Raw genomic sequence first — 22,961 nt, forward strand, 5'->3', positions numbered from 1 at the left:
CCTTTCGGCTGCGGCGCCGTTGTGGCTGGTCGCGCCCACGCGGCGGAGCCGCACAATGTCACAGCCCCGCTCCCCTGAGGGGCGCTTCACCCGGCCGGAATCTAGTAACCTCCGTGCCTCCGCCGATGCCGCTCGTCCCGGCGCTCCCGGTGGCGTTCCCGGCGCTCCTCCTGGCGCTCCCTACGTTCCTCGTGGCGTTCGCGGATGAGGTCGTGGGCGTCGTCCAGGGCGTCGAACATGTCGCCGAGGCCGTCCCGCCGTGAACCCTCCAGTTCCTTGCGGGCGCTCTTGCGCTCCAGCTTCTCCTGGCGGCGCTCCTCCTTCAGGCGCAGCCGCTCGGCACGGGTCAGCTTGCGCTCCACGCCGACGCCGCCCCAGAACGCGAAGCCCGTGACGATCACGCGCGGGGCGCCCAGGTCCCCGGCCCGCCCCTCCTCGCGGTGATCGAACCCGCCCATGATGCCGATGCCGCGCACGACGACCTCGACGCCGGGCGGCACGATGACGTTCACGCCGCCCATGACGGCGACGACGTTGACGACGACCTCGCGGTCCGCGAAGTTCGCCTCGCGCAGGTCGATCTCACCGCCGCCCATGAAGGCGAAGGAGTTGAAGCGCTTGGGCACCGTCCAGCGGCCCTTGCGCTCGAAGCCCGACAGGATCGCGACACCCCACGAGGACGAGCCCTCGCCGCCGACGATCCGCCCCGCCCAACTCCCGCTCTCCTCGGGCTGCTTGACCATCGAGACCGGGGCCACGGCGTGCACGCCCGGCAGATCGCGGGTGAGCGGCGCCAGCTCCCTGTACGTCCGCGCCTTGAACGTCGCTTCCAGCCGCTCCTCGAACTCCTCCATGTCGAGGCGACCCTCCGCGAGGGCGTCCCGCAGCTGTTCGGCGACTCGTTCACGATCGGCGTCGGAGGCCCGCAGCTCCGGGCTCGGGGATCCGGGGTCCGGCGGCGTCGGTCGCTGGTCGTCGCTTCCCCTGGAAGGCGCATCCTCGGTCATGGGACTCAGCCTACGAGAGAGCCTTCTCCGCGTACATGCGGCTGATGACCGCCTCGATGTCCGGCTCCCGCACCGAGAGGTCCACCAGGGGGAACTCGGCCGCGATCCGCGCCACCAGCTCCGCCGCCGACGCCGCCGCGGGGAAGGCGAGCCACTGCCGGGGCCCCTCCACCTTCACCACCCGCGCCGAGTCCACCTCGATCGGCGGGAGCTCCCGCTCCAGGTCGACCACGAGGGTCCGCTCGCTCTCCCCCACCTCGTGCAGCCCGGTCAGCGGACCGTCGTACATCAGCCGCCCGTGGTCGATGACCATCACCCGCCTGCACAGCTGCTCGATGTCGGTGAGGTCGTGCGTGGTCAGCAGCACCGTCGTGCCGCGCTCGGCGTTCAGGTCCCGCAGGAAGGAACGGACCTTGGCCTTGCTGATCACATCGAGGCCGATGGTGGGTTCGTCCAGGTAAAGGACCTCGGGGTCGTGCAGCAGCGCCGCCCCGATGTCGCCGCGCATCCGCTGCCCCAGCGAGAGCTGGCGCACCGGCACGTCCAACAGGGCTTCCAGGTCGAGGAGTTCGACACAGCGGTCGAGGTTCTCCCGGTAACGGGCGTCCGGGATCCGGTACATGCGGTGCATCAGCCGGTAGGAGTCGATCAGCGGAAGGTCCCACCACAGGGTCGTACGCTGCCCGAAGACGACCCCGATGCGCTGCGCGAGCCGGGTCCGCTCACGGGACGGGTCGATGCCCGCCACCCGCAGCCGGCCGGCGCTCGGGGTGAGGATGCCGGTGAGCATCTTGATGGTGGTCGACTTGCCCGCGCCGTTCGGGCCGATGTAGCCGACCACCTCACCGCGCGCCACGGTGAAGGAGAGGGAGTCCACGGCCCGTACCTGACGCCGTTCGCTGCGCAGGAAGCCGGTCTTCTTGCGGACGTCGAAGACCTTCTCGACGCCGTCGAGTTCGATGAAGTCGTCCACCGGATCCCTGACCGGGTCCGCCATCAGGCCTGTTTCCATGTCGGTTCAACTCCCCGTGCTGCGATACGAACGAAGTCCCGCCCGCCAGGCGAGGCCCGCCAGCGCGCAGCAGCCCGCCGCGATCAGGGGCGGGGTGAAGGCGATCCAGGTCGGCAGGTCGAGCGGATAGGGCCGGCCCAGCACGTACAGCCCGGGCAGCCAGTTCACGAAGGCCAGCGGGAGCACGAAGGTGGCCCCGCGCACCAGGTCCTTGGCGAAGACGGTCGGCGGGTACTGCAGGAGCGTGGTGCCGCCGTACGTGAAGGAGTTCTGCACCTCGGAGGCGTCCTGCGCGATGAACTGGAAGGCTCCGCCCGCCACGAACACGGCCCCGAAGATGGCGGCGCCGCAGAGCAGCATCAGCGGGACCATGAGCACTCTGAGCGGCGTCCAGTCGATGTCGAGCACGGCGATCGCGTACGCGAGGACCAGCAGCCCCTGGGTGACCCGGCCGAGACGGCGCAGCGCGAAGCGATCGGCGGCGACCTGGGCGAGTACGGGGACGGGGCGTACGAGGAGCGTGTCGAGGGTGCCGTCGCGCACCCGGCGCCCGAGCCGGTCCATCGAGCCGACCACCAGGTCCGTGATCCCGAAGGAGGTGGCCGAGACGCCGTACAGGAAGGCGACCTCGGGCAGGCTGTAGCCGCCGAGCCGGTCGACCCGCGAGAACATCAGCAGGACGGCCACGAAGTCGAGGGCGGTCGCCGCGAAGTTCCCGAAGGTGGTCATCACGAAGGAGGCGCGGTAGGCCATCGTGGAGCGGATCCACATCCCGGCGATCATCCGGTAGGCGCGGAATCCGTCCCGCACCCGGGCATACGTCCCCTGCGGCGCCCCCAGCACCGCCGAAGCCACCCGCTCCCCGGAACCCCGTGCGGTTTCCGGTACCTCCGCCGAGTCAGCCACCCTGCACCACCACCCTCCGTGTCGCCACCGACTGGATCAGTCGGCCCAGGGTCAGGAGCCCCAGCGCCCAGGACGCCTGGAAGGCGTACATGCCGAGGGGGTCCGCCGTGCCGAGCAGGACGTCCACGGGACCCTGGATCAGGGACGACCAGGGCAGGGCGCGTACGACCTCGCCCAGCGCGCCCGGGAAGACGTTCAGCGGCAGCAGCATCCCCGAGCAGAAGACACCCGCGATCATGGACATCTGCGCCACGCCCGCCCCGTCGAGCAGCCAGAACGCGGAAAGGGCCACCAGGTAGCGGAGCGAGAAGCTGACGACTGTTCCGAGCGCGACCGCGACCAGGAACGCGATCCAGGTCAGCGGGTTGGCCGGGAGCGCCAGTTCGAAGAAGAGCGCGCCGAACACCAGGGGCACCGCTCCGCGCCCCAGCAGATGGAACATGGCTCGCCCCGCGTCCTGGGACAGCCACCACAGCTGGAGGTCGGCGGGCCGGTACAGGTCGATCGCGATGTCACCCGTACGGATGCGCTCGATCAACTCGTCCTCGAAGCCGCCGCCCATCGTCGCCATCGTCATGAGCAGCGCCTGGGAGAGCCACACATAGGTGAGCGCCTGGGCCTGGTCATAGCCGCCGAGGTGCGGTTTCTCGTCCCACAGGGCCATGAAGACGTACGCCAGGATCAGCCCGAAGACGGTGTTGGTGAACACCCCCGCCGCTGTCGCCGTCCGATAAGTGGCGTAGCGCCGGAACCCGCCCACCGCGACGGCCGTGTACAACCGCCCTGTCCCCACGAGGATGTCCTCCTTGCGCCAAAAGGGCCGTTGTGGCCGAAGCGCAGGAGCCTAGCCCCGCCCGGCTTCGTCTGCCAGGCATTTTCAGGCGCGACACGTGCCGGGATCCGGGAACGGAACGCTTGGTGCGACAGTCTTCATCAGGGGGCGCACCAGGCGTATGAGGGCGTACGGGAACGTACGATGCGAAACAGGAGTCCGGCGAACAGATGAGTGACAAGCCGCAGCCGCAGCAGAGCAGCCAGGGCTGGGCCCCGAAGGAACCGGAACCGGCGCCTCGAGCGGCACCGGGCGGGCCGGGCAGCGACGGCACACCGAGCGATCCGGGTGGGACGGACACGCCGGGCAGGCCGGGGAAGAAGCCCAGACGGAAGCGGACGGGCTGGGGGCGGCTCATCCCGACCTGGCGGATGGTGCTCGGCACGTTCCTCGGCGCGATACTGCTCGTGATCGGCCTGTTCGCACTCGGCTACTACCTGGTCAAGATCCCGCCCGCGAACGCCGCCGCGACCAAGCAGAGCAACGTCTACCTGTACGCGGACGGCAGCCAACTCGCCCGCGACGGCGAGGTCAACCGCGAGAACGTGACGCTCACTCAGATCTCGAAGGACGCCCAGCACGCGGCGCTCGCCGCCGAGGACCGCGACTTCTACACCGAGTCGGCCGTGGACCCCAAGGCGATGATCCGCGCCGGCTGGAACACCGCCACCGGCAAGGGCAGGCAGTCCGGTTCGACGATCACCCAGCAGTACGTGAAGAACTACTACCTGGGCCAGGAGCAGACCGCCACGCGGAAGGTGAAGGAGTTCTTCATCTCCATCAAGCTCGACCGCCAGAAGAGCAAGGACGAGATCCTCGAGGGCTATCTCAACACCAGCTACTACGGCCGCAACGCGTACGGCATCCAGGCCGCCGCCCAGGCGTACTACGGCGTCGACGCCAAGAACCTGACGATCGGTCAGGGCGCCTACCTCGCCGCGCTCCTGAACGCGCCGAGCCAGTACGACGTGGTCGCGCACCCCGAGAACAAGTCCGCGGCCCTCGCCCGCTGGAACTACGTCCTCGACGGCATGGTCAAGAAGAACTGGCTGACCCGGGCGGACCGGGCCAAGGTCACGTTCCCGCAGCCCAAGCAGGAAGTGGTCGCGGCCGCCATGTCGGGCCAGCGCGGCTACCTGGTGCAGGCGGTCAAGGACTACCTCGTCTCGAACAAGATCATCGACGAGGACACCCTGACCACCGGCGGCTACCGCATCACGACCACGCTCCAGAAGTCCCGGCAGAACGCCTTCGTGAAGGCCGTCGACGATCAGGTGATGTCGAACCTCGACAAGAAGAACCGCAAGGTCGACCGGTACGTCCGCGCCGGCGGCGTCTCCATCGACCCGGCCACCGGCAAGGTCGTCGCGATGTACGGCGGCATCGACTACACCAAGCAGTACGTCAACAACGCGACACGCCGTGACTACCAGGTCGGCTCCACCTTCAAGCCGTTCGTCTTCACCTCTGCCGTGCAGAACGCCTCGCTGACACAGGACGGCCGCACGATCACCCCGAACACGGTCTACGACGGCACCAACAAGCGCCCCGTGGAGGGCTGGAACGGCGGCTCGTACGCGCCCGAGAACGAGGACAAGCTCTCGTACGGGCCCATCACGGTACGCACCGCCACCGACAAGTCCGTCAACGCCGTGTACGCGCAGATGGCCGTCGACGTCGGCCCCGGCAGGGTCAAGCAGACCGCCGAAGCCCTCGGCATCCCCTCCACTACCCCCGACCTGACCGGCACCCCGTCCATCGCGCTCGGTCCGTCCACGGCCAGCGTCCTCGACATGGCGGAGGCGTACGCGACACTCGCCAACCACGGCCGGCACGGCACGTACACGCTCGTCGAGAAGGTCACCAAGGACGGCACGTCGGCCGTGAGCCTGCCCAGGCAGGACACCGAGCAGGCGGTGCCCCGGGAGGCCGCCGACACCACCACGTCCATCCTGCAGAGCGTCGTCGAGGGCGGCACCGGTACCGCCGCGCTGGCCGCCGGCCGGCCCGCCGCGGGCAAGACCGGCACCGCGGAGGAGGACCAGGCGGCCTGGTTCGCGGGCTACACCCCCGACCTCGTCACCGTCGTCTCCGTCATGGGCCAGGACCCCGACACCGGCACCCACGAGTCGCTCTACGGCGCCCTCGGCCGGCCCCGTATCAACGGCGGCGGCTACCCGGCGCAGATCTGGGCGCAGTACACGAAGGCCGCGCTCAAGGGCAGCAGCGCGAAGGACTTCGACCTCCAGCTCCAGCCGGGCGCGGAGGAGCAGGAGCTCCCGAGCACCGACCCCACCGACGAGACCCCCGGCACCGGCGACGAGGACGACGGGGGCCGGACCACGGGCGGGACGGCCTCCCAGAGCCCGCCCTCGGATCAGACGCAGGGCCAGACCCAGGGGCAGACGGACGGCCAGACCCAGGGCCAGACGGAAGGTGAGACCCGAGGCCAGACGCAGGGCCAGACCGACGGCGGCACCACCGCCGGGGGTGGCACGACCGACGGGACGACCACCGGCGGCACGACGGACGCGGGCACCACCAGCGGTGGCGACACCGCGGCCCCGTCGGGCGGGAGCACGGACGGCGGCGGGACGGAGGGGGCGACCGCGGGAGCGGGGCCACTGAGCGGACTGACGTCACGCAGACAGTGACCCGCAACAGTGACCCGCGGGAACTCAGATCCTCAGATCCCCAGATCCTTGATGATCTTCGCCACGTGGCCGGTCGCCTTGACGTTGTACAGCGCCCGCTCGACCTTGCCCTCCTCGTCCACGATCACCGTGGAGCGGATGACGCCCACGACCGTCTTGCCGTACAGCTTCTTCTCGCCGAAGGCGCCGTACGCCTCCAGGACGGTCTTGTCGGGGTCGCCGACCAGGGTGACCTTCAGGGACTCCTTCTCGCGGAACTTGGCGAGCTTCTCGGGCTTGTCCGGGGAGACGCCGATGACGTCGTACCCGGCACCGGCCAGCACGTCGAGGTTGTCCGTGAAGTCGCAGGCCTGCTTCGTGCAGCCGGGGGTCAGGGCGGCCGGGTAGAAGTAGACGATCACCTTGCGGCCCTTGTGGTCGGCGAGGGAGACCTCGTTGCCGTCGGCGTCGGGCAGGGTGAAGGCGGGGGCGGTGTCGCCGGGCTGGAGTCGCTCGCTCATCGGTACCTCACGTGGCCGGGGTGAATGCTTGGGGAACTACGGGAACGAGCGTAATGGGGGTGCCGAGGGGTGAGCGGCGGCCCGAGCTGACAGACTGTCGGCGGCACAGAGACAAAGAGCGGAACACGACCACGGAGGCAGCGCGGTGTCGGATACGTCGAGAACGTCGGATACCAGGACTCCGGCGCAGATCGAGGCGGACATCAAGCGCCGCCGCGAAACACTCGCCGAGACGCTCGACGAGATCGGCGTGCGGGTCCACCCGAAGACGATCGTCGGGGACGCCAAGGCCAAGGTCGCCTCCCATATCGACCACACGCTCGGCCGCGCCTACGTCGGCGTCAACCGGGTCGTCGGCGATGCGAAGGGGCAGTTCGTCACGGAGGACGGCGCGCCACGCCTGGAGCGCATCGTGCCCCTCGCGCTCGTCACGGTCGGGGTCGTGGGCCTGCTCGTCGTGGGCTCACGGCGCCGCAAGCGCTGACCCGGCCCGACTCGACGCGACCCGGCCCGACCCGGCTGCGTACAGACGGCTCAAAGGCAGGTAGGTTCTGGACGTGAGCGCCAATCGGGACAAGCAGACCCCCCACCACGACAAGTTGCCCATCCGGATGCTGCACGACCGCGTACTGGTGCGGCAGGACGCCGCCGAGGGCGAGCGGCGTTCCGGCGGCGGCATCCTGATCCCCGCGACGGCGGCCGTCGGGCGGCGCCTCGCCTGGGCCGAGGTCGTCGCGGTCGGACAGAACGTACGGACGGTGGAACCCGGCGACCGTGTCCTCTACGACCCCGAGGACCGGGCCGAGGTCGAGGTGCGGGGCATCGCGTACGTGCTGATGCGCGAGCGCGATCTGCACGCCGTGGCGGCGGACCGCTTCGAGGGCTCCGAGGACTCGACCGGCTTGTATTTGTAGGGCACAGCCGGCCTGACGGGGCTGGTGACCATGGTCACCAGCCCCTTTTGCCTGTGCTTTGCTACCGTGGAAGGCGTTGGAAGGACCCCGACGAGACGCGCCGTACCGGGCGGAGAGCGAAAAGCTCCCAGGCAAAGACGACGCACCCCTGTTGATCACTCACGGAGGTGCCTCTCATGGCCTGGATCCTGCTGCTCGTCGCCGGTCTGCTCGAAGTCGGCTGGTCGATCGGCATGAAGTACACCGACGGCTTCACCCGCCTCGTCCCCAGCGTCCTCACCGGCGCGGGCATCATCGCGAGCATGGTCCTGCTCTCCTACGCCGCCAAGTCCCTCCCCATCGGCACCGCCTACGGCGTCTGGGTCGGCATCGGCGCGGCCGGCGCGGCGGTACTGGGCATGCTCGTCCTCGGCGAACCGGCGACCGCCGCCCGCATCTTCTTCGTCTGCCTGCTCCTGGTGGCGGTGGTGGGCCTGAAGGTGACGTCGGGGCACTGAGACACCCGCTCCCGCCACGTCAGAACGAGATCCACACATCGGGAGCCAGGTCCGGTCGCCCCGGTACCGGCCTGCGCTCCTGCATCCAGGCGTCGCCCGCGATGTCGGCGGCTACGCGGTGCCAGAAGCGCACGGCGCCCGGGTTGTCGTCCTGGAAAGCGACCTCCCAAGGTCCCGGATGCCGGGCGACGACCTCACGGACGGCACACATCCCGACCCCCGTCCGACGTGCCCCGCGCACCACGAAGAAGCTGCTGAGCACGCGGGTCGGACCGTCCAGCCCCCGCACGAAGACGAACCCGACGGGATGTTCCCCTCTCGTCACCAGATACGGCACCCGGTCGCCGTCCGCGAACGCCGCCTCCAGCCGCTCACTGCGGAACGACCCGTCCGGATGGGGCAACACGCCCCGGAACTCGGACAGATCGTGCTGGAACAGCGCCCAGAGACGGTCGAGTACGGAACGGTCGGTGGCGTGGGCGAGACGCACGCTCGTGTCGGACATGGTCCCCCTCCAAAGAATTCGGATCCCGGGCATGAAAAAAGCCTCCCGGGCGGACGCCATGTCCGAATCCGAAAGGCCTGACTACTCATCAGCACCCTACCAAAAGCCGGACGTGACCATCCGATAAACGGTTCGTTACTCCGTACGAGGCCACGAACACGCGGCCGGAACGGAGGGGAAACATGCCGGTCAGCCCGTACACCAAGGAGCGCTTGGAGGCGGCGGCGAGGTCGTCTCGGACGTTGTCGGAGGCGTTGACGAAACTGGGGGTGGATCCGAAGAGTTCGACGCGGCGGTACGTCCACGAGCGCATGAAGAAACTGGGGGTGGACATCGCGCACTTCGAGCGTGAAGGGGTGCGGTGGACGAGAGAGGTCCTTGAAGCGGCGGTTACCGCCTCGATGAACACGTGCGAAGTGCTGCGCCGCCTCGGGCTTGAAGTTGTCGGTGGGCATCATGCACACATCAGCCGTCGGATCAAGGCGTACGGCATCGACACCTCACACTTCCAGATGCCGACCCGACGTGGGGAGACCAGACAGCCTCGGACACCGGAGGCCTTGCTCGTCGAGCAGACGGCCGGTCATGCCCGGCGCATCCCGAGCGACCGACTCAAATGGGCGATGACGACCTGGGCGTGCCCGAGCGCTGCGCGCGCTGTGGCACGGAGCCAACCTGGCGAGGTCATTCACTCCCCCTGGAGGTCGACCACATCGATGGCAACTGGTGTGACAACCGCATCGAGAACCTCCGATTCCTCTGCCCCAACTGCCACTCCACAACGGACAGTTACCGCGGTCGCGGCAAGGGACGCACCAGGGGTGGCGCCTCATGAGCGGCGGTGTGCAGTACACCCGCGAGCGGATGACGCAAGCCGCCGAACAGTGCTCCGACATCGACGAGGTCATCGCCTTCTTCGGCACCCGGGCATACGGCTACCTCCGCCGCTACCTCACGAGGCGCTTCGCACACTTCGGGATCGACATCTCGCACTTCCGCCACTGCGGCAGCCACACCAAGCAGACCCGGCCCACGTCCGGCGAACTGCGGGTGGCGGTGACAGAGTCATTCTCCATTGCCGAGGTGCTTCGCCACCTCGGCCGCCCGGACAACGGCAGCCAGCGCGCGATGTTGCGCCAGTGGATCACCGAAGAATGCCTCACAACCACGCACTTCCTGGGTCAGGCACATCAGCGGGGAAGGCCGGGTACGACGCCCGTCAAGCGGCCGGAGGACATTCTGATCCGACACAGCGGGATGCACCGGACGAAGACTGCGCAGTTGCGTCGAGCTCTCCGCGAGATTGGCATATCTGAGCAATGTGCCGAGTGCGGCACTGGACCCGTGTGGCTCGGCAAACCCATGACGTTGGAGGTTGACCACATCAACGGAGACTGGAGCGACGATCGCCGGGGGAACCTCCGTTTGCTTTGCCCCAACTGCCACGCGACCACTGACACCTGGTGCCGAGGAGGCCGCCGACGCTCCGCATAGGCAATCGCCACTTGACCGGTACCATGGCGGCGTACGCGGCCGTGGCGAAACTGGCAGCACGCGCGGGCCTTAGAAGCCCGTGGGCGAAAGCCCGTGTGGGTTCGAGTCCCACCGGCCGCACACACAGAGGGGCCGTCCACCAAGGCGGCCCCTCTCCGTATCTCAGCCCAACAACTCCCGAACCACCGGCACCAGTCCCCGGAACGCCTTCCCCCGGTGGCTGATCGCGTTCTTCTCCTCGGCGGAGAGTTCGGCGCAGGTTCGGGTGTCGCCGTCCGGCTGGAGGATGGGGTCGTAGCCGAAGCCGTTGGTGCCGGTGGGGGTGTGGCGCAGGGTGCCCCTCAGTTGGCCCTCGACGACGCGCTCCGTGCCGTCCGGCAGGGCGAGCGCCGCCGCGCAGGCGAAGTGGGCGCCCCGGTGTTCGTCGGAGATGTCCGAGAGCTGGGCGAGGAGAAGGTCCAGGTTCGCTCGGTCGTCTCCGTGCCGTCCCGCCCAGCGGGCGGAGAAGATGCCGGGGGCGCCGTTCAGGACGTCCACGCAGAGGCCGGAGTCGTCGGCGACGGCGGGCAGGCCGGTGGCCTGGGCCAGGGCGTGTGCCTTGAGGAGGGCGTTCTCGGCGAAGGTGACGCCGGTTTCCTTGACGTCGGGAATGTCCGGATAGGCCTCCGCGCCGACGAGGTCGTGGGTGATACCTGCGTCGGCGAGGATCACCTTCAGCTCGGTGATCTTTCCGGCGTTACGGGTGGCGAGGATCAGGCGGGTCATGGCCATCAGTATCGCCGAGTCCCCTTCCCGGGCCCGCCCGGCGGTCGTTACGGCGTGCAGACCTTGGTCAGTTCTCCGGCCGCGTCGGTGACCGGGCTGACGTCGGGGGTGTCGTCACCGTTCTTGATGGCCGTACGGACGTTGCCGACGGCCTTGTTCAGGTCGTCGACCGCCTTGTTGACGTCGGCGTTGTCCGTCTTGTCGCCTATCTTGTCGAGGTTGTTCTCGATCGCGTTGAGGGACTCGTCGGTCTGTGTCGGGTCGTTCGCCGCGTTCTCCACCGCCTGCTGGAGGTTGGTGACGCTGTCGGCGATGGAGTCGGCGGTCTGGACACAGTCCAGGGCCTTGTTGACGGCATCGCAGCCCACCGCCGCCGGCAGGGCGACGAGTACGGCGGTAACGGCGAATGCGGCTGTGCGGCGTCGGTGGCGCGCGGCCATGGAACGGTCCCTCCCCGTGGACAAACATGTGGTCGACCCCGTGACGCGGTCGGCTCGGCCCGTGCGGGGCCGACGGGGGCGCACGGCTGGACCGTACGCCCGTACCCCTAAGAACGCGAAGGGTTATCCCGCGGTTGCCTCGAGGGCCGCCCGCTGGATCGCCGCGAGCTCGTCGCAGCCGGCGACGGCGAGGTCGAGCAGGGCGTTCAGCTCCTTGCGGTCGAAGGGCTCGGCCTCCGCGGTGCCTTGGACCTCGACGAAGCGTCCGTCGCCGGTGCAGACGACGTTCATGTCGGTGTCGGCCTTCACGTCCTCCTCGTAGCAGAGGTCCAGGAGGGGGATCCCGCCGACGATGCCGACCGAGACGGCGGAGACCGTGCCGGTCAGGGGCTTGCGTCCGGGCTTGACCAGCTTCTTGCCCTGCGCCCAGGTGATCGCGTCGGCCAGCGCCACGTACGCGCCGGTGATGGCCGCCGTACGCGTGCCGCCGTCGGCCTGGAGGACGTCGCAGTCGAGGACGATGGTGTTCTCGCCGAGCGCCTTGTAGTCGATGACGGCGCGCAGGGAGCGGCCGATGAGGCGGGAGATCTCGTGCGTACGGCCGCCGATCTTGCCGCGGACCGACTCGCGGTCTCCGCGGGTGTTCGTGGCGCGGGGCAGCATGGAGTACTCGGCGGTGACCCAGCCCTCTCCGCTGCCCTTGCGCCAGCGCGGGACGCCCTCGGTGACGGAGGCGGTGCAGAACACCTTGGTGTCGCCGAAGGAGACGAGGACGGAGCCCTCGGCGTGCTTGCTCCAGCCGCGCTGGATGGTGATGGGGCGCAGTTGTTCGGGGGTGCGGCCGTCGATTCGAGACATGACGTCGAGCCTAGTCCCATACGGCTGAGGGGCCGCCTCCGGTTGCGGAAGCGGCCCCTCAAGGGTGAGGTAGGGGGCTCAAGGGTGCCCCTTCGGTTCACATCGGTTCACATCGGTTCACATCGGTTCACATCATGTCTTCGATGTCCGCGGCGATGGGGTCGGCGTCGGTGCCGATGACGACCTGGATGGCGGTGCCCATCTTGACGACGCCGTGGGCGCCGGCGGCCTTCAGGGCGGCCTCGTCGACCTTGCTCGGGTCCACGACCTCGGTACGCAGGCGGGTGATGCAGCCCTCGACCTCTTCGATGTTGTCGATGCCGCCGAGCCCGGCGACGATCTTCTCAGCCTTCGTGGCCATGTCCTACTCCCTGATCAGAACCGCTTTGTCGCAGTAACCCACAGTTGGCCCATCTTTGCGAGCGGCCATGTCGCGCGTACCGAATGATGGCGTTCACGACAGCGCAACCGTTCGTCGACTGGTCTACACCAGTGGGCGTGCGGTCGCCAACCCGGCCCCGTCCGGAGGACGCCCATGAGTGCCGACAGCGCCCCCGCGCCCGCACGGGCCCGCTGGAACAAGCTGTTCCAGGGGCTGCAGAAGATGGGGCGCAGCCTCCAGCTGCCGATCGCCGTGCTGCCGGCCGCGGGCCTGCTCATCGGGCTCGGCCAGCCTGGTGTGTTCGGCGCCGAGGGGCTCGGCTGGGACAACGTCTCCAAGATCATGAGGGGTGCGGGCGGCGCGCTGCTCGACGGCTCGCTCGGGCTGCCGCTGCTGTTCTGCGTGGGCGTGGCCATCGGCATGGCGAAGAAGTCGGACGGGTCGACGGCGCTCGCGGCGGTCGCCGGTTTCCTCGTCTACTACAACGTGCTGCGCCAGTTCCCGGTGAGCTGCCCGGGCGGGGCGAAGGCTCTGACGAACATCGGCTGCCAGGCGGCCGATGCCTCCGTGGCGCCGTTCACGTACCAGAATCCGGGGGTCTTCGGCGGCATCGTCATGGGGCTGATGACCGCGTACGTCTGGCAGCGCTACCACCGCACGAGGCTGGTCGACTGGCTCGGGTTCTTCAACGGGCGGCGGCTGGTGCCGATCGTCATGGCGTTCGTGGCCATCGCGTTCGCCGTGCTGTGTCTGTGGGTCTGGCCGCCGGTGGGGCGGGGCCTCGAGCACTTCGGCGACTGGCTGGTGGGGCTGGGCTCCTGGGGTGCCGGTGTCTTCGGCGTGGCCAACCGGGCGCTGCTGGTGGTCGGTCTGCACCAGTTCCTGAACGTGCCCGTCTGGTTCCAGTTCGGCAGCTACACCGCGCCGGACGGGACGGTCGTGCACGGTGACATCACCATGTTCCTGGCGGGCGACCCGAACGCCGGTCAGTTCACGTCCGGCTTCTTCCCCATCATGATGTTCGCGCTGCCTGCGGCGGCCCTGGCCATCACGCACTGCGCCCGGCCCGAGCGCCGCAAGGAGGTCGGCGGGCTCATGCTGTCGGTCGCGCTGACCTCGTTCGTCACGGGCATCACGGAACCGCTCGAGTACTCCTTCCTGTTCGTCGCGCCCGTGCTGTACGTGATCCACGCGCTGCTGACGGGAGTGTCGATGGCGGTGACCTGGGGGTTGGGCGTGCATGACGGTTTCGGCTTCTCCGCCGGGGTCATCGACTACGTCATCAACTGGCATCTGGCGACCAGGCCGTGGGCGATCGTGCCGATCGGGCTGTGCTTCGCGGTCGTGTACTACGTGATCTTCCGGTTCGCGATCACGAAGTTCGATCTGAAGACTCCGGGCAGGGAGCCGGAGGAGGAGCACGAGGACACGACCAAGCCGTAGGCGGTTCGTTCACGGACCGTGGGCTCGCGCCTCTTTCGGGGCGCGGCTTCGTCGTGTCCGGAACCGATTCCTCCCCTTATGGCCCGGGCCACAAAATCCGTGGGTTCCTTATCTCACCTTCACCGTGCTACAACAGGTCTACACCACTGAGTGGTGTAGACCACGCGGATGCTGCCCGCCCCATTCTTTGCCCCTTCCCGTCCCCCGGCAGCACCGGCACATGGAGGAACTATGAGCACCGCCAGCGCAACGGCGGCACCCGCGAAGAAGCGGGGATCCGGTCTGTTCCAGGGCCTGCAGAAGGTCGGCCGCAGCTTGCAGCTCCCGATCGCCGTGCTGCCGGCGGCGGGCATCCTGCTCCGCCTCGGGCAGGCCGACGTGTTCGGCAAGGACGGCCTCGGCTGGAACAAGGTCGCGGCCGTGTTCATGACCGCCGGCGACGCCGTGTTCAGCAACCTGCCGCTGCTGTTCTGCGTCGGCATCGCCATCGGCTTCGCCAAGAAGGCCGACGGCTCCACGGCGCTGGCGGCGCTGGTCGGCTTCCTGGTCTACAAGAACGTACTCACCGCGTTCCCGATCACCGACGCCAAGGTCACCAAGGGCGCGGACGTCGCCGCAACGTACAACGACCCCAAGGTCCTCGGCGGCATCATCATGGGCCTGATAGCCGCCGTCACCTGGCAGCGGTTCCACCGCACCAAGCTTCCCGACTGGCTGGGCTTCTTCAACGGCCGCCGCCTGGTCCCGATCCTGATGGCCTTCATCGGCACGGCCGTCGGCGTGTTCTTCGGTCTGGTCTGGGAGCCGATCGGCAACGTCATCACCGACTTCGGCCAGTGGATGACCGGCCTCGGCGCCGTCGGCGCGGGCATCTTCGGCGCGATCAACCGCGCGCTGCTCCCGGTCGGCATGCACCAGTTCGTGAACACCGTGGCCTGGCAGGAGATCGGCTCCTACAAGGACTCCGCCGGTGCCGTGTGGCACGGTGACCTGCCGCGTTTCTTCCACGGTGACCCGACCGCCGGCCAGTTCATGACGGGCTTCTTCCCCATCATGATGTTCGCGCTCCCGGCCGCCGCCCTGGCGATCACGCATTGCGCGCGCCCCGAGCGACGCAAGGCGGTCGGCGGCATGATGATGTCGCTCGCGCTGACTTCCTTCGTCACGGGTATCACCGAGCCGATCGAGTTCGCGTTCATGTTCATCGCGCCGGTCCTGTACGTGATCCACGTGGTCCTGACCGCCCTGTCGATGGCCGTCACCTGGGCCCTGGGCGTCCACCACGGCTTCAGCTTCTCGGCCGGCGCCATCGACTACTTCCTGAACTGGAACCTGGCCACCAAACCCTGGATGATCATCCCGATCGGCCTGGTCTTCGCGGTGATCTACTACGCGGTCTTCCGCTTCGCGATCATCAAGTGGAACCTCCCCACGCCGGGCCGCGAGCCCGAAGAGGAGCTCGAGGACCTCACGAAGGCGTGAGGCCCGCCACGATGTGATGAAGGCCCCTGTGGCCCAGCGATCGCTGGGCCACAGGGGCCTTCGTCATGCCCGCGCCCTCATCGCAGCAGGCTGCCGCCGTCCACGGTCAGAACCTGGCCGGTCAGCGCCTCCGCGGCCTCGGAGGCCAGGAAACCCACGGTCGCCGCGACGTCCTCGGGGACGAGTGGACGGGGCAGCGCCTGTGTCGCCTCGGCCATGACGAACGCCTCGTCGGGCTGATACGCGGTCGCCGGGGTGCGGGTGAGTCCCGGAGCCACGGACGTCACGGCGATACCGTCCTTGCCCAGCCCGACGGCCAGGGTGCGTCCGAACGCGGTGAGAGCCCCTTTGCTGGTGATGTAGCCGAGCAGGTCGGCGCTGGGCGGCTTCCAGACGGTGTCGGAGGTGATGAGCACGATCCGGCCGAACCCGCGCTCCCGCATGCCGGGGGTGAAGGCCTGGGACAACAGCAGAACCGACTCGACGTTGACGGCCTGGATCCGTCGCCAGGTGGCGAGGTCGACGGTGTCGAGTTCCACCAGGTCGCTCGCGGCGGCCGAGTGGACGAGAACATCGACCCCGCCGTACGTCTCGAGGACTTCGGCGGCAGCCCTCCGTACGTCCTGTTCCACACCGAGATCGCACGCGATGTCGCCGGCGCGGTCCAGCACCACGACGCGGTGGCCCAGCCGGGCGAGTTCACGGACGATCGCCCCGCCGATCGCGCCGTCCCCGCCGGTCACCACCGCGACCCGTGAGGTCGAGACATCAGCCATGGTTCATCTCCTCGTTTCGCGCCGCCGGTCGGTGGACTGCGGTGGCCGCGAACGCGGCGCTCCACGCGACAGCTTGCTCCGGCAAGCAATTGCGCTCCGCGGTCGGCCCCCCGGCAAGTGCCGCTGTCGGCCACACGGCAAGTCACACATGCCACAGGCGCCGGAAACCGCCCGACCGCCGGACGCAGCGGCGACGGGCTCGGGCCCGCCGCCGCTGCGGCATAGTGGGACGTGATACCGCCACACGCCGCAGCGCCTCCCGGGTACGGGCCGGTGCGGACGCGTGTGCACCTGCCCTTACACACTTCGGGACCGCAATGCCTACCAGCAGCCGCTTCGTCGTCGCCGTCCACGCCTTGGTCGCCCTCGCGGTCAGCGGCGACAAGCCCCTGCGCTCCGAAGACCTCGCCTACTCGGCCCACACGAGTCCTGTCGTGATCCGGGGCCTGCTTTCCCGGCTGAGCAGCGCGGGTCTCACCAAGTCCCAGCTCGGGGCGGGCGGCGGCGCACTCCTGGCCAAGCCGGCCGAGGAGATGCGGCTGCTTGAGGTGTACGAGGCGGTGGAGGACACCCGGCTGTTCACCATGCACCGCACGCCGCCGCCGGCCGACTGCGCGGTCGGCAGCAACATCGTGGACGCCCTCCAGCCTGCCCTGATCCGCGCTCGCGAGGCATTCGAGGCGGAGCTGGACCACACCACGATCGCGGAACTCGCCGACGCGGTCGCCCGTCTCGGAAAGTTCACGATGCCGCTCGAATGGTGAACCCCCGACGGGGTGACCCGTGGCGTCAGCCTGGAGGGTGTGTCGCTGTGTCACTTACACAGTGATTAGTCTCGGGCACCCGCCGGGCCGACGGGGTGCCGAATCCCGCTCGCCCGAGTCATGAGTGCGCGTGCGCTGCTCCCCGACTCGGCGAACCCTGCGGCCCTTCACGGTCAGTCCCCCAGGCAGCCGCCTCTCCCGGCGGACGCCCTCCACGATCGGAGCGCAAGATGAGCAACACCCCCTCGGCTGTGGACCTGCTGCGGCGCAGCCTCGACACCTTCCTCGCAAAGGACATGAAGGCCTGGACGGACCTGTGCGCCGACGATGCCGTCGCCGAATTCCCGTTCGCCCCGGAGGGAGCGCCGGCGCGTATCGAGGGGCGCGAGGCCCTCTTCGACTACCTCCGCGGCTACCCCGACGTCATCGACGTGCGGGAGATCCCGGCGGTGCGCGTCTATCCGACCGACGACGAGAACGTGGCGATCGCGGAGTGGAGCGTGAAGGGCGGCGTGGTGTCCAACGGCAATCCCTACAACATGAGTTACGCGACCTTCGTGACCTTCCGCGACGGTCTCATCGTGAACTACCGGGAGTACTGGAACCCGCAGGTCTTCCTGAACGCGCTCGCCGGCACGAACTTCTGATTCCACAGCCGTAGTTGCAGGCCCCGGACGCCGCCGGCCGGCACAGGTCGACAGCAGCCGGCGCAAGTCGGCCCGCGGCGTCCACGAGACAGCCAGATTCCTTGCCCAAGCAATCAAATGCCTCTATGGTTGCTCCGTCAAGCAAGTCATGTGCCTTGCAGAGAACTTGCAGAGAAGAGGTCCGGAACATGGACACCCACGCCACCCGCCGAAGCCTCCTGGCGCGCGCCGCCGCCCTCGCCGCGGTGCCCGCGATCGGCTCCGTCGTCGCGGACACGGCACTGGGCTCACCGGCCGTCGCCGCCGACGCCACCGACCTGCCCGACTACGCCCCGGTCCCCCGGTCGTCGCTCGGCCCGGCGATCAACAGCCAGGGCTACTACGTCGGACGGATCAAACGGAACCTGTACTGGGTCACCGACGGAACCTACGTCTCGGCCTTCCTGACCACCCGCGACGGCGTGGTGCTCCTCGACGCGCCACCGTCGCTCGGCCACAACATCCAGCGCGCGATCGACGACGTGACCAAGCCCAGCGGGCTGACCAACAAGGTCACGCACCTGATCTATTCGCACCACCACTCCGACCACGCGGGCGGGTCGGGCATCTTCGGCCGACGGGTGACCCGGATCGGGCACTCCGAGACCCGCAGACTGCTCATACGGGACAACGACCCCAACAAGCCGGCCCCCGAGGAGACCTTCGACGACCACCGGGTGCTCCACATCGGCGGCGAGCGCATCGAACTCGCATGGCACGGCGCCAACCACACCCCGGACAACATCTACATCCACCTGCCCGACCACGACACGCTGATGCTCGTGGACATCGCCCTGCCCGGCTGGGTGCCGTTCGCGAACCTCAACATCAACGAGGACATCCCGGGCTCGCTGCTGGCGCCGGCCAAGGCCCTGAAGTACCCGTGGACCACCTTCATCGGAGGCCACCTCGGCCGGCTGGGGACGCGGCACGACCTCAAGATCCACCAGGCCTACATGGACGACCTCGACGCGGAGGTCCGCCGCGCACTCACGACGGTCGACGCGACGCCGTACTTCGTCAAGTACGGCAACAACACCTGGGCCGCGGTGAAGACCTACCTCGACGAGGTGATCGCGGTCGCCTCACGCCCGGTCGTGACCAAGTACACCGGGACCCTCGCCGCCGCCGACGTCTTCACCGAGAGCAACGCCTTCATGCTGATGGAGTCGATACGCCTCGACGGCGGCTTCGGGATGACGGTCCACGACTGACCGTTGTCCGATGCCCGGACCGATCCTGGGGCCGCCGGTACGGACCGCGTCCCCCAGGATCTAGATCTCGTACGTCACCCTCGGCACCGCCAGTTCCACCGGACCGTCGAAGACCTCGCGTGCGTCGGCGAGGTTGACCGCGGGGTCCGTCCACGGCGGGATGTGGGTGAGCAGCAGGCGACGGGCGCCGGCACGGTCGGCGCTCTCGCCCGCCTCGCGGCCGTTGAGGTGAAGGTCGGGGATCTTCTCCTTGCCGTGCGTGAACGCGGCCTCGCAGAGGAACAGGTCGGTGTCCCGGGCGAGTTCGTCCAGCGCGTCGGTGACGCCGGTGTCCCCGGAGTACGTCAGTGACTTCCCTCCGTGTTCGATGCGGATGGCGTACGCCTCCACGGGGTGGCGCACCCGCTCCGTGTGCACGGTGAACGGGCCGATCTCGAACGTGGCCGGTTTGACGGTGTGGAAGTCGAAGACCTCGCTCATCGAGGAGGCGGTGGGAGTGTCCGCGTACGCGGTGGTCAGTCGCTGTTCCGTGCCCTCGGGTCCGTAGACGGGGAGCGGGTCGCAGCGGCCGCCGTCGTGGCGGTAGTAACGCGCGACGAAGTACGCGCACATGTCGATGCAGTGGTCGGCGTGCAGATGGCTGAGGAAGATCGCGTCGAGGTCGTAGAGACCGCAGTGGCGCTGCAGCTCGCCAAGGGCACCATTGCCCATGTCGAGAAGCAGCCTGAAGCCGTCGGCCTCGACGAGGTAGCTCGAGCAGGCCGATTCCGCGGACGGGAACGACCCCGAGCAGCCGACGACGGTGAGCTTCATAAGAGCTGGAACCTCCGCGCTGACAGGAAGTGCAGAGAGTAGATGCGGGGTGCAGGTACTCGGGTGCAGATACGGGAACGGGGGTCGTGCGGTCCGTCGAGCGTAAGGCGCAAAAGGGCGGGTCGCTCCTCCACCAGGGGCTGTTGTGGGCGAACTCACCTGTGGTGTCACCGGTTCGGATGGATGGTCGACCGGAGGTCGGATGCCTCGGTTCCGCGGGCGGGGGGCGGGGCGGAGTGCGCGCCGGTACCTTCTTTGGTATGGACACGTCCTGGTGGCTCGCGTTGGCGGCCGTGGTGCTGCTCGCGCTGGTCGCGACGCTGGTGGACGGCTGGGGGCGCCGTGGACGCCGGGAGCGCCGCCCGGGCCGGGCCGCCGGTCGGACTCGGCCGCCCGGGCGGCCGCCGGCCGGGGGGCGGAAGCGGCCCCGTCCCCGGGTGCCTCGGCCGCGGCCGGCGGAGATCTGGTGGGCGAAGGTTCCCTACGAGGACGGGCCCGGGGAGAAGGACCGGCCGTGTCTGGTGCTGGCCGTACGGGGCGAACGGGTGACCGTCGCGAAGATCACGAGCAAGTACCACGACGAGCGGGCCGGGGTGATTCCGTTGCCGCCGGGTGCCGTCGGCGATGCCCATGGGCGGGCGAGCTTCCTGGAGACGGACGAGCTGCGCGAGGTGCCCTTGTGGGAGTTCCGGCGGCGGGTGGGGGTGGTGGATCCGGTCCTGTGGGACCAGGTCCGCTACCTGGCCGGCTGAGGCCGGGTGGTCTTTCGGCTGCGGGCCGGTGGGGGCTGGTCGCGCAGTTCCCCGCGCCCCTAGGACGGGGCTTCGCCCCGCGCCTTCAGCCCGTCCGGCGTTTGAGGACGAGGCCGTTCAGGCCGATACGGGGGTCTGGGGGCGGAGCCCCCAGGGATGGGACGGGTAGGGGCGGCGGGGGCGAGGAACTTCCGGGCCGCCGCCCGTGCCGCCTACGCCCAGAGCTGGCCCTGGAGGGTTTTGATGGCTTCTTCTGTGGTCGCGGCGGTGTAGACGCCCGTCGACAGGTACTTCCAGCCGCCGTCGGCGACGACGAAGACGATGTCGGCGGACTCCCCGGCGGCGAGCGCCTTCTTGCCGACGCCGATCGCGGCGTGCAGCGCGGCCCCGGTGGAGACGCCCGCGAAGATGCCCTCCTGCTGGAGGAGCTCACGGGTGCGGGTGACCGCGTCGGCGGAGCCGACCGAGAAGCGGGAGGTGAGGACCGACGCGTCGTACAGCTCGGGAACGAACCCCTCGTCCAGGTTGCGCAGGCCGTACACCAGGTCGTCGTAGCGCGGCTCCGCAGCGACGATCTTCACGTCCGGCTTGTTCTCCCGGAGGTAGCGGCCGACGCCCATCAGAGTGCCCGTCGTGCCGAGGCCGGCGACGAAGTGCGTGATGGAGGGGAGGTCCGCCAGGATTTCGGGGCCTGTCGTCGCGTAGTGGGCGCCCGCGTTGTCGGGGTTCCCGTACTGGTAGAGCATCACCCATTCGGGGTGCTCGGCCGACAGTTCCTTCGCGACGCGCACGGCGGTGTTGGAGCCGCCGGCCGCGGGGCTGGAGATGATCTCCGCGCCCCACATGGCCAGCAGGTCCCGCCGCTCCTGAGAGGTGTTCTCCGGCATCACGCACACCATGCGGTAGCCCTTGAGCTTCGCCGCCATGGCCAGCGAGATGCCGGTGTTCCCGCTCGTCGGCTCCAGGATCGTGCAGCCCGGCGTCAACCGGCCGTCCTTCTCCGCCTGTTCGACCATGTGGAGGGCCGGGCGGTCCTTGACCGAGCCCGTCGGGTTGCGGTCCTCCAGCTTCGCCCAGATCCGGACGTCGGTGGACGGCGAAAGGCGTGGCAGGCGCACCAGAGGGGTGTTGCCCACCGCGTCGAGCGGGGAGTCGTAGCGCATCAGCGATCAGCAGCCGATCAGACCATGCCGCCGGCCACGGCCGGCAGGATCGTCACGTTGTCGCCGTCGGTGAGCTTGGTGTTGATGCCGTCGAGAAAGCGGACGTCCTCGTCGTTCAGGTACACGTTGACGAAGCGGCGCAGCTGGCCCTCGTCGACGATCCGGGCCTGGATGCCCGCGTGCCGGGTCTCGAGGTCGGCGAAGAGCTCGGCGAGGGTCGCGCCGCCGCCCTCGACGGCCTTCTCGCCGCCGGTGTAGGTGCGGAGGATGGTGGGGATGCGGACCTCGATGGCCATGGTTGCGGGCTCCTGTCGGAAGGAAGAGTCAGGTCGGTGGGCGCGCGGCGGCGCGGGAAGGGCAGGGGGACGCCGGTGGCGGCCCCGCGGAGCCGTGGCTCACGGCCGTACGGCGGCAGGGTTCAGCGCGAACAGATGGCGCTCTGCAGCCTGCACAGGTCGACGTGCAGCCGCGCCACGAGCAGCATGCCCGGCGTCTTGTCGCTCACGTCCTGGGAAACCATGGGCTCATCGTATCGATTCCCGGTCCGGGTCCCGGAGTGTGATCTCAGATGGTGGATGAATTCTGCCCGAAGTCCGGGATCGGAGCGGTGCCGGAGCAGGATCGGAGCGGTGCCGGAGCAAAGGAACGGAGTGGCGTCGGGGCGGCGTCAGTACGCGTCCACGACCGTGACCTCCTCCTCCGTCACCTCTCCCTCGACGATCCGGTACGAGCGGAACTGGAAGGGACCCGCGTCGTCCGCGTCCGCCGTCGAGACGAGGACGTAGTGCGCGCCGGGCTCGTTGGCGTACGAGATGTCGGTGCGGGAGGGGTACGCCTCGGTCGCCGTGTGGGAGTGGTAGATGATCACCGGCTCCTCGTCGCGGTCGTCCATCTCGCGGTACAGCTTCAGCAGGTCGCCGGAGTCGAACTCGTAGAACGTGGGCGAGCGGGCGGCGTTGAGCATCGGGATGAAGCGCTCGGGGCGGCCCGAGCCCGCCGGACCCGCGACGACGCCGCACGCCTCGTCGGGGTGGTCCTGGCGCGCGTGCGCGACGATCTGGTCGACGAGGGCCTGGGTGATGGTCAGCATGTCGGTCAGGAT

Annotated in this window: 27 protein-coding genes, 1 tRNA gene and 1 pseudogene; 13 read left to right on the forward strand and 16 right to left on the reverse strand. The window is 69.0% G+C overall.

The annotated features are described in order from the left end of the window. Positions 1-101: 101 nt before the first annotated feature. The 4 genes from ACZ7M3_RS22945 to ACZ7M3_RS22960 form a co-directional block, all read right to left on the reverse strand. Positions 102-1,007, reverse strand: a complete 906-nt coding sequence (locus ACZ7M3_RS22945) for a DUF1707 SHOCT-like domain-containing protein (RefSeq protein ID WP_472065501.1) — start codon at positions 1,005-1,007, stop codon at positions 102-104. 10 nt (positions 1,008-1,017) lie between these two features. Continuing rightward, the gene (locus tag ACZ7M3_RS22950; RefSeq protein WP_472065502.1) at positions 1,018-2,019 is read right to left on the reverse strand and encodes an ABC transporter ATP-binding protein; all 1,002 of its coding nucleotides are present in this window, start codon (positions 2,017-2,019) and stop codon (positions 1,018-1,020) included. A 6-nt stretch (positions 2,020-2,025) separates the two neighbouring features. Continuing rightward, entirely contained in the window at positions 2,026-2,802 is a 777-nt protein-coding gene (locus tag ACZ7M3_RS22955; RefSeq protein WP_472065602.1) for an ABC transporter permease, read from the reverse strand. A gap of 115 nt (positions 2,803-2,917) precedes the next feature. Beyond that, positions 2,918-3,718, reverse strand: a complete 801-nt coding sequence (locus tag ACZ7M3_RS22960) for an ABC transporter permease (RefSeq protein ID WP_452971514.1) — start codon at positions 3,716-3,718, stop codon at positions 2,918-2,920. A gap of 209 nt (positions 3,719-3,927) precedes the next feature. Between ACZ7M3_RS22960 and ACZ7M3_RS22965 the strand changes: the two genes are divergently transcribed. Further along, positions 3,928-6,411, forward strand: coding sequence for a transglycosylase domain-containing protein (locus ACZ7M3_RS22965; protein WP_472065503.1), 2,484 nt, complete (start codon positions 3,928-3,930; stop codon positions 6,409-6,411). Positions 6,412-6,443: 32 nt separating this feature from the next. Here ACZ7M3_RS22965 and bcp read toward each other — a convergent pair whose 3' ends face one another. Beyond that, on the reverse strand, positions 6,444-6,911 hold the full coding sequence (gene bcp, locus ACZ7M3_RS22970) for a thioredoxin-dependent thiol peroxidase (RefSeq protein ID WP_067379715.1): 468 nt from the start codon (positions 6,909-6,911) through the stop codon (positions 6,444-6,446). A gap of 145 nt (positions 6,912-7,056) precedes the next feature. Between bcp and ACZ7M3_RS22975 the strand changes: the two genes are divergently transcribed. The 3 genes from ACZ7M3_RS22975 to sugE all read left to right on the forward strand — a co-directional run bounded on the left by ACZ7M3_RS22975 (position 7,057) and on the right by sugE (position 8,322). Beyond that, positions 7,057-7,395: a DUF3618 domain-containing protein gene (locus ACZ7M3_RS22975; protein ID WP_351297841.1), complete on the forward strand. Its 339-nt coding sequence runs from the start codon at positions 7,057-7,059 to the stop codon at positions 7,393-7,395. Positions 7,396-7,522: 127 nt separating this feature from the next. Next, complete coding sequence (locus ACZ7M3_RS22980) at positions 7,523-7,825, forward strand: GroES family chaperonin (protein WP_187285621.1); 303 nt, start codon at positions 7,523-7,525, stop codon at positions 7,823-7,825. 176 nt (positions 7,826-8,001) lie between these two features. Next, positions 8,002-8,322, forward strand: coding sequence for a quaternary ammonium compound efflux SMR transporter SugE (gene sugE / locus ACZ7M3_RS22985; protein WP_095854410.1), 321 nt, complete (start codon positions 8,002-8,004; stop codon positions 8,320-8,322). Positions 8,323-8,341: 19 nt separating this feature from the next. On the opposite strand, the gene ACZ7M3_RS22990 is transcribed toward sugE, so the two are convergent. Further along, positions 8,342-8,827, reverse strand: a complete 486-nt coding sequence (locus ACZ7M3_RS22990) for a GNAT family N-acetyltransferase (RefSeq protein WP_472065504.1) — start codon at positions 8,825-8,827, stop codon at positions 8,342-8,344. A gap of 182 nt (positions 8,828-9,009) precedes the next feature. Here ACZ7M3_RS22990 and ACZ7M3_RS22995 point away from each other — a divergent pair. The 3 genes and pseudogenes from ACZ7M3_RS22995 to ACZ7M3_RS23005 all read left to right on the forward strand — a co-directional run bounded on the left by ACZ7M3_RS22995 (position 9,010) and on the right by ACZ7M3_RS23005 (position 10,441). Beyond that, positions 9,010-9,662 (forward strand): annotated as a pseudogene (locus ACZ7M3_RS22995) (HNH endonuclease signature motif containing protein). Further along, positions 9,659-10,321, forward strand: coding sequence for an HNH endonuclease signature motif containing protein (locus ACZ7M3_RS23000; RefSeq protein ID WP_472065505.1), 663 nt, complete (start codon positions 9,659-9,661; stop codon positions 10,319-10,321). The pseudogene ACZ7M3_RS22995 and the gene ACZ7M3_RS23000 overlap by 4 nt, the downstream one beginning before the upstream one ends. Before the next feature lie 35 nt (positions 10,322-10,356). Continuing rightward, positions 10,357-10,441 (forward strand) — tRNA-Leu (locus tag ACZ7M3_RS23005). A gap of 42 nt (positions 10,442-10,483) precedes the next feature. Here the strand turns inward: ACZ7M3_RS23005 and rdgB are convergent. The 4 genes from rdgB to ACZ7M3_RS23025 form a co-directional block, all read right to left on the reverse strand. After that, positions 10,484-11,086, reverse strand: coding sequence for an RdgB/HAM1 family non-canonical purine NTP pyrophosphatase (rdgB, locus tag ACZ7M3_RS23010; protein ID WP_472065506.1), 603 nt, complete (start codon positions 11,084-11,086; stop codon positions 10,484-10,486). A gap of 47 nt (positions 11,087-11,133) precedes the next feature. After that, positions 11,134-11,526, reverse strand: coding sequence for a hypothetical protein (locus ACZ7M3_RS23015; protein WP_452971530.1), 393 nt, complete (start codon positions 11,524-11,526; stop codon positions 11,134-11,136). Between the two features lie 123 nt (positions 11,527-11,649). Then, positions 11,650-12,384: a ribonuclease PH gene (rph, locus tag ACZ7M3_RS23020; protein WP_095854406.1), complete on the reverse strand. Its 735-nt coding sequence runs from the start codon at positions 12,382-12,384 to the stop codon at positions 11,650-11,652. Between the two features lie 127 nt (positions 12,385-12,511). Beyond that, positions 12,512-12,745: a PTS sugar transporter subunit IIB gene (locus ACZ7M3_RS23025; protein ID WP_030569190.1), complete on the reverse strand. Its 234-nt coding sequence runs from the start codon at positions 12,743-12,745 to the stop codon at positions 12,512-12,514. A 174-nt stretch (positions 12,746-12,919) separates the two neighbouring features. Between ACZ7M3_RS23025 and ACZ7M3_RS23030 the strand changes: the two genes are divergently transcribed. Together ACZ7M3_RS23030 and ACZ7M3_RS23035 are read left to right on the forward strand one after the other, a co-directional pair. After that, complete coding sequence (locus ACZ7M3_RS23030) at positions 12,920-14,209, forward strand: PTS transporter subunit EIIC (protein ID WP_472065507.1); 1,290 nt, start codon at positions 12,920-12,922, stop codon at positions 14,207-14,209. A 231-nt stretch (positions 14,210-14,440) separates the two neighbouring features. After that, entirely contained in the window at positions 14,441-15,691 is a 1,251-nt protein-coding gene (locus ACZ7M3_RS23035; protein WP_261687089.1) for a PTS transporter subunit EIIC, read from the forward strand. Positions 15,692-15,768: 77 nt separating this feature from the next. Here the strand turns inward: ACZ7M3_RS23035 and ACZ7M3_RS23040 are convergent, their stop codons facing one another. Continuing rightward, a complete protein-coding gene (locus ACZ7M3_RS23040; RefSeq protein ID WP_472065508.1) occupies positions 15,769-16,467 on the reverse strand; it encodes an SDR family NAD(P)-dependent oxidoreductase in 699 nt (232 codons plus the stop codon). 317 nt (positions 16,468-16,784) lie between these two features. On the opposite strand from ACZ7M3_RS23040, the gene ACZ7M3_RS23045 reads away from it, so the two are divergent. The 3 genes from ACZ7M3_RS23045 (at position 16,785) to ACZ7M3_RS23055 (ending at position 19,131) form a co-directional block, all read left to right on the forward strand. Beyond that, a complete protein-coding gene (locus ACZ7M3_RS23045; RefSeq protein ID WP_095854402.1) occupies positions 16,785-17,231 on the forward strand; it encodes an Rrf2 family transcriptional regulator in 447 nt (148 codons plus the stop codon). 230 nt (positions 17,232-17,461) lie between these two features. Next, a complete protein-coding gene (locus tag ACZ7M3_RS23050) occupies positions 17,462-17,878 on the forward strand; it encodes a nuclear transport factor 2 family protein (RefSeq protein WP_472065509.1) in 417 nt (138 codons plus the stop codon). Positions 17,879-18,066: 188 nt separating this feature from the next. Then, the gene (locus ACZ7M3_RS23055; protein ID WP_472065510.1) at positions 18,067-19,131 is read left to right on the forward strand and encodes an MBL fold metallo-hydrolase; all 1,065 of its coding nucleotides are present in this window, start codon (positions 18,067-18,069) and stop codon (positions 19,129-19,131) included. A gap of 60 nt (positions 19,132-19,191) precedes the next feature. Here the strand turns inward: ACZ7M3_RS23055 and ACZ7M3_RS23060 are convergent, their stop codons facing one another. Further along, positions 19,192-19,944: an MBL fold metallo-hydrolase gene (locus tag ACZ7M3_RS23060; protein WP_261687093.1), complete on the reverse strand. Its 753-nt coding sequence runs from the start codon at positions 19,942-19,944 to the stop codon at positions 19,192-19,194. Between the two features lie 260 nt (positions 19,945-20,204). Here ACZ7M3_RS23060 and ACZ7M3_RS23065 point away from each other — a divergent pair, with 260 nt between their 5' ends. After that, a complete protein-coding gene (locus ACZ7M3_RS23065; RefSeq protein ID WP_472065511.1) occupies positions 20,205-20,696 on the forward strand; it encodes a type II toxin-antitoxin system PemK/MazF family toxin in 492 nt (163 codons plus the stop codon). A gap of 212 nt (positions 20,697-20,908) precedes the next feature. On the opposite strand, the gene ACZ7M3_RS23070 is transcribed toward ACZ7M3_RS23065, so the two are convergent. From ACZ7M3_RS23070 to ACZ7M3_RS23085, 4 genes are all read right to left on the reverse strand, one after another. After that, positions 20,909-21,859, reverse strand: a complete 951-nt coding sequence (locus ACZ7M3_RS23070) for a PLP-dependent cysteine synthase family protein (RefSeq protein ID WP_472065512.1) — start codon at positions 21,857-21,859, stop codon at positions 20,909-20,911. Between the two features lie 17 nt (positions 21,860-21,876). Then, the gene (locus ACZ7M3_RS23075) at positions 21,877-22,155 is read right to left on the reverse strand and encodes a MoaD/ThiS family protein (protein ID WP_381944211.1); all 279 of its coding nucleotides are present in this window, start codon (positions 22,153-22,155) and stop codon (positions 21,877-21,879) included. Positions 22,156-22,277: 122 nt separating this feature from the next. Further along, positions 22,278-22,379 (reverse strand): putative leader peptide, encoded by a 102-nt coding sequence (locus ACZ7M3_RS23080; protein ID WP_472065513.1) that lies wholly within the window; start codon positions 22,377-22,379, stop codon positions 22,278-22,280. A gap of 147 nt (positions 22,380-22,526) precedes the next feature. Further along, positions 22,527-22,949, reverse strand: a complete 423-nt coding sequence (locus tag ACZ7M3_RS23085; protein ID WP_095854396.1) for a M67 family metallopeptidase — start codon at positions 22,947-22,949, stop codon at positions 22,527-22,529. Positions 22,950-22,961: the final 12 nt, after the last annotated feature.

It is taken from the genome of Streptomyces sp. NPDC111656 (genome assembly GCF_055656965.1).

What these genes read in the sequence shown, in the direction of transcription:
- bcp (WP_067379715.1), bottom strand. Translation starts at nt 6,911, where the DNA reads ATGAGCGAGCGACTCCAGCCCGGCGACACCGCCCCCGCCTTCACCCTG.
- ACZ7M3_RS22945 (WP_472065501.1), bottom strand. Translation starts at nt 1,007, where the DNA reads ATGACCGAGGATGCGCCTTCCAGGGGAAGCGACGACCAGCGACCGACG.
- ACZ7M3_RS23050 (WP_472065509.1), top strand. Translation starts at nt 17,462, where the DNA reads ATGAGCAACACCCCCTCGGCTGTGGACCTGCTGCGGCGCAGCCTCGAC.
- ACZ7M3_RS23000 (WP_472065505.1), top strand. Translation starts at nt 9,659, where the DNA reads ATGAGCGGCGGTGTGCAGTACACCCGCGAGCGGATGACGCAAGCCGCC.
- ACZ7M3_RS23065 (WP_472065511.1), top strand. Translation starts at nt 20,205, where the DNA reads ATGGACACGTCCTGGTGGCTCGCGTTGGCGGCCGTGGTGCTGCTCGCG.
- ACZ7M3_RS23060 (WP_261687093.1), bottom strand. Translation starts at nt 19,944, where the DNA reads ATGAAGCTCACCGTCGTCGGCTGCTCGGGGTCGTTCCCGTCCGCGGAA.
- ACZ7M3_RS23085 (WP_095854396.1), bottom strand. Translation starts at nt 22,949, where the DNA reads ATGCTGACCATCACCCAGGCCCTCGTCGACCAGATCGTCGCGCACGCG.
- sugE (WP_095854410.1), top strand. Translation starts at nt 8,002, where the DNA reads ATGGCCTGGATCCTGCTGCTCGTCGCCGGTCTGCTCGAAGTCGGCTGG.
- ACZ7M3_RS22990 (WP_472065504.1), bottom strand. Translation starts at nt 8,827, where the DNA reads ATGTCCGACACGAGCGTGCGTCTCGCCCACGCCACCGACCGTTCCGTA.
- ACZ7M3_RS22965 (WP_472065503.1), top strand. Translation starts at nt 3,928, where the DNA reads ATGAGTGACAAGCCGCAGCCGCAGCAGAGCAGCCAGGGCTGGGCCCCG.
- ACZ7M3_RS23030 (WP_472065507.1), top strand. Translation starts at nt 12,920, where the DNA reads ATGAGTGCCGACAGCGCCCCCGCGCCCGCACGGGCCCGCTGGAACAAG.
- ACZ7M3_RS22955 (WP_472065602.1), bottom strand. Translation starts at nt 2,802, where the DNA reads ATGATCGCCGGGATGTGGATCCGCTCCACGATGGCCTACCGCGCCTCC.
- ACZ7M3_RS23070 (WP_472065512.1), bottom strand. Translation starts at nt 21,859, where the DNA reads ATGCGCTACGACTCCCCGCTCGACGCGGTGGGCAACACCCCTCTGGTG.
- ACZ7M3_RS22980 (WP_187285621.1), top strand. Translation starts at nt 7,523, where the DNA reads ATGCTGCACGACCGCGTACTGGTGCGGCAGGACGCCGCCGAGGGCGAG.
- ACZ7M3_RS23055 (WP_472065510.1), top strand. Translation starts at nt 18,067, where the DNA reads ATGGACACCCACGCCACCCGCCGAAGCCTCCTGGCGCGCGCCGCCGCC.
- ACZ7M3_RS23035 (WP_261687089.1), top strand. Translation starts at nt 14,441, where the DNA reads ATGAGCACCGCCAGCGCAACGGCGGCACCCGCGAAGAAGCGGGGATCC.
- rdgB (WP_472065506.1), bottom strand. Translation starts at nt 11,086, where the DNA reads ATGACCCGCCTGATCCTCGCCACCCGTAACGCCGGAAAGATCACCGAG.
- ACZ7M3_RS23015 (WP_452971530.1), bottom strand. Translation starts at nt 11,526, where the DNA reads ATGGCCGCGCGCCACCGACGCCGCACAGCCGCATTCGCCGTTACCGCC.
- ACZ7M3_RS23045 (WP_095854402.1), top strand. Translation starts at nt 16,785, where the DNA reads ATGCCTACCAGCAGCCGCTTCGTCGTCGCCGTCCACGCCTTGGTCGCC.
- ACZ7M3_RS23025 (WP_030569190.1), bottom strand. Translation starts at nt 12,745, where the DNA reads ATGGCCACGAAGGCTGAGAAGATCGTCGCCGGGCTCGGCGGCATCGAC.
- ACZ7M3_RS23040 (WP_472065508.1), bottom strand. Translation starts at nt 16,467, where the DNA reads ATGGCTGATGTCTCGACCTCACGGGTCGCGGTGGTGACCGGCGGGGAC.
- ACZ7M3_RS22950 (WP_472065502.1), bottom strand. Translation starts at nt 2,019, where the DNA reads ATGGAAACAGGCCTGATGGCGGACCCGGTCAGGGATCCGGTGGACGAC.
- ACZ7M3_RS23075 (WP_381944211.1), bottom strand. Translation starts at nt 22,155, where the DNA reads ATGGCCATCGAGGTCCGCATCCCCACCATCCTCCGCACCTACACCGGC.
- ACZ7M3_RS23080 (WP_472065513.1), bottom strand. Translation starts at nt 22,379, where the DNA reads ATGGTTTCCCAGGACGTGAGCGACAAGACGCCGGGCATGCTGCTCGTG.
- rph (WP_095854406.1), bottom strand. Translation starts at nt 12,384, where the DNA reads ATGTCTCGAATCGACGGCCGCACCCCCGAACAACTGCGCCCCATCACC.